This is a genomic window from Desulfobacter sp., assembly GCF_050177295.1.
In genome coordinates, this window is record NZ_JBFXHE010000460.1 from 1 (window position 1) to 3,367 (window position 3,367).

Annotated in this window: 4 protein-coding genes; 1 reads left to right on the forward strand and 3 read right to left on the reverse strand. The window is 42.7% G+C overall.

Annotated elements, in window-relative coordinates; all coding sequences use genetic code 11:
- Positions 1-326: 326 nt before the first annotated feature.
- Entirely contained in the window at positions 327-1,034 is a 708-nt protein-coding gene (locus tag AB7U36_RS21040) for a Bax inhibitor-1/YccA family protein (RefSeq protein ID WP_428161582.1), read from the reverse strand.
- A 290-nt stretch (positions 1,035-1,324) separates the two neighbouring features.
- On the opposite strand from AB7U36_RS21040, the gene AB7U36_RS21045 reads away from it, so the two are divergent.
- Complete coding sequence (locus AB7U36_RS21045; RefSeq protein ID WP_428161583.1) at positions 1,325-1,489, forward strand: hypothetical protein; 165 nt, start codon at positions 1,325-1,327, stop codon at positions 1,487-1,489.
- Between the two features lie 488 nt (positions 1,490-1,977).
- Here AB7U36_RS21045 and AB7U36_RS21050 read toward each other — a convergent pair whose 3' ends face one another.
- Together AB7U36_RS21050 and rhuM are read right to left on the reverse strand one after the other, a co-directional pair.
- Positions 1,978-2,574 carry a Uma2 family endonuclease gene (locus AB7U36_RS21050; protein WP_428161584.1) on the reverse strand — a complete coding sequence of 199 codons (597 nt, stop codon included), beginning with the start codon at positions 2,572-2,574 and terminating at the stop codon, positions 1,978-1,980.
- A gap of 82 nt (positions 2,575-2,656) precedes the next feature.
- The coding region (rhuM, locus tag AB7U36_RS21055; protein WP_428161585.1) for a RhuM family protein at positions 2,657-3,367 on the reverse strand (711 nt) is incomplete at its 5' end.

Genomic DNA, 3,367 nt, shown 5'->3' on the forward strand with positions numbered 1-3,367 from the left:
CCGTTACCAGATCGTGGTGATGTTCATGCTGGTGGCATCCACGACCCTGACCGTGAGCATGGTTCTTGGCATTGTCCGGCAGCGCTGTTTCAGTCCCGGTCACCAGCTTTTGTTAAGGCCGAAGCAACCTTTGTAACCCCAAGGTAAGTGCATACACAAAAAGGGAAGGGGAGGGCGCTGATTAGCAGATTAGGGCCTTTTTCCAACCTTAAGCTCCTGACATTGACGATAAATCATCTAACGGCAGATTACAAAAACAAAAAAAGCCCGGAACAAACATCTTTGTTCCGGGCTTTTTTTAAGAGGCGAAGATATTCGTTAGAAGGTTAATCCCTTGATACACCAAGCAGGCTGAGCAGATGAACGAATAATCCCATAAAATCAAGGTAAAGGCTTAAAGCACCAAGGATGGCACCTTTGCGGACCATGGCGCCCGTTGCATCCATGGGAAGGGTCACTGCCATGGATTTTAGTTTCTGGGTATCATAGGCGGTAAGACCTGTGAACAGCAGAACCGCAATCATGGAGATAATGGTCTGCATAGCTGAGCTTTGAATGAACATATTCACAACCATGGCAATGATGATACCTATCAAGCCCATCATTAAAAACTGGCCCATGCCGGTGAGGTCTTTTTTGGTTATCATCCCGTAAACACTTGCGGCACCAAAGGTGGCAGCACAGATAAAAAAGGTTGAGGCAATGGATGTCTGGGTATAAATCATAAAAATTGGGGCAAGGCAGATACCGTAAAGAACGGTAAGTCCCACATAAAGACCTGTGGCGGTGCTTGCCTGCATTTTTTGAATCCGTGCACTGAGAAATCCGCACATGATTATAAGACCGATGAATAATACCCAGGGCATAATGGGGTTGCCATAAACGGCCTTCATCATGCCAGGGCTTTCAGATACAAAATATGAAGTCACGCCTGTAGCGGCAAGACCAATTGCCATCCAGTTGTATGTGCTTCTGATAAACGTATTAACCCGGGTCATTACTCCGGTTTGTTGATAGGAAAGATTTGTGTTCATTGGGTCTCCTTTTTTATTCCATGTTAGTCAGGTTGCAGGTATTGTTTGATTTTGACAATAATATAACACGGGCAGGGCAGATTTCAATATTACATTTTGATTATATAAAACAGTCGGATATAGAACCTGATAATATAAAAGTTAACATAATATATATTATCAGACCTTAAGGCGGGAGAAGAGGGGGGAAAAGAATATGCTACCGAACCATTGAAAGACACATCAAGATCCTCAATGAAGCCGGGCTGATTACCGCTGTTAAAGAAGAAATCAATGGCTGGACGCAGACCGTGTATTATTTTCTTGCTCATCCTGTAATCACTAAATTCAGAGAATTACGGACTGGTAAAGCAAACCCTCAGCAGCCAAAGCCGGTTGAAACACCTAAGCCGGATCAGCCGGAAACGGTTCCAGAAACTGAGTCTCAAACCGAACAAAAAAATAACAAAAAATGACCACCTGGAGACCACCCGGGAGTGTCATGCTGTGGATCAACAAGCGGATCAACAAAATGTCGACAATTTGTCGGATTATACCCTAGATAGCGTTCCATTCAGCCGGGACTGAACCCGATCCTACAAGTAACTAAAATTAAAAGAGAAAGATTTTAGTTATTTAAAATATTATATATAAATACTACCCCCCTACCCCCCTCAGAATCACTTCAAGACCGCCAGGTCAAACATATTTGTGAAATCTGACTGATACTATACCCAGAGTTGCTCAATCGGATTGCTTGAGCCCTGAGTTTAGTACGGTTTGACTCTTTATCCGAAAATTCAATAAGTGACAGCTATTTACAGTTTACAAATTTTTGTACAACAGAATAAGCTGGCATTCAATAGGTTATTTAAAGCCGACAAAATAGAAAATCAGCAGATACTACTTATCTGATCCCTTCTATTGTCCCTTCTATTGAAAAATTCTGCTGTTCCTGCCGATTTCAAATTTTATGAGGCTCATCTTCAAACTCAACATTCAAATAGATTTCAGATAACGGCAGTTCAAAATTAACGGATTCCAGCTTCAAAATCTGCTCTAACCCATCGTATGATTGATAACCCCACATATCGTTTTGGCGTATATATTGCTCAACCCAACATTCATGTTGGGAAACAAGGATATATTCTTGAAGCGTAGGAATTGCCCGATAATAAGCAAACTTTTTCGTCCTATCAAAACGTTCGGTTGAATCTGAAAGAATTTCAATAACGATAACAGGATTTGTTAGGGTATCAAACTTATCATCTTCAAATTTTGCATCCCCACAGGAAATAGTAAGATCAGGATAGGTATAATTTTCTGCTGTTTTAACCCGCATGTCATTAGAAAATACTTCGCAATGAGCCGGGTTGGTTTCAAAATTTATCCCTAATTTTTTTGTCAAATTCACATTTATGCGGTTGTGGTTCCTGCTGGCCCCAACCATAGCGAAAACCTCACCATTAAAAAATTCATGCTTAATATCCAGAGAGGTTCTTTCCATCTCCAAATATTCAGCCGGTGACATCAAATTTTTCTCTTGCGGCTGTGCTGGCATATTCTACCTCCTGTTTGTGTACCAAAAACTTTTAGAATTTATATAACCCACATGGGCCGCAAGCCCACAACAAACAATGAAACTAAAGACTCCAACAATTCAGGGCTAAAATGGGCGCCGCAGGCGCTTCGCCCTCTTGTATCTTGTATCTTGTCTCTAGTTTCATATAAACCTCCGTTACCCTTCCAGCGTCCTGCAGGATTTCCCGGTCGGTGGCTTCAATGAATTTATTCAAACGTGCTTCCCAATCCTGCATGGTCATGGGGATCTGGCGAAGAGCCATCTCTTCCGCAACATCCAGATAGGCGGATACCAACCGTTGTAATTGCGCCATCTCATTCTCGGTCAGATAGTTTTTGGCTACGCTGACATCAAATTTCTGAATTTTTCCTTTCGGAGCGTCCTTCCAAGTACTTAATCCCATGTTTTGTTTCTGATGGTCTGCCCGGCCAAGGATCACATCGGCAGCCGTCTGTCCATGAATGGCCCAGTGCAGCTTATTCTGGACGGTTGCAAAAAAACGTTTGGTGGCTTGAGCAGTCACATCATAATCAATGGATGTGGCGTAAATATCGGTAATCTTTTGGTAGAATTTGCGCTCGGAAAGGCGAATTTCCCGGATGCGCTCCAGCTGTTCTTCAAAGTACTTTTTCCCAAGGACAGTGCCGTCATTTTTCAAACGTTCATCATCCATGGCATACCCCTTGATGGTGAACTCTCGAATAACCTGAGTTGCCCATTTACGGAATTGCACGGCCCGTTCCGAATTGACCTTATAACCGACGGCGATGAT

Coding starts and splice junctions, on each gene's coding strand:
- AB7U36_RS21040 (WP_428161582.1), bottom strand. CDS start 1,034: ATGAACACAAATCTTTCCTATCAACAAACCGGAGTAATGACCCGGGTT.
- AB7U36_RS21050 (WP_428161584.1), bottom strand. CDS start 2,574: ATGCCAGCACAGCCGCAAGAGAAAAATTTGATGTCACCGGCTGAATAT.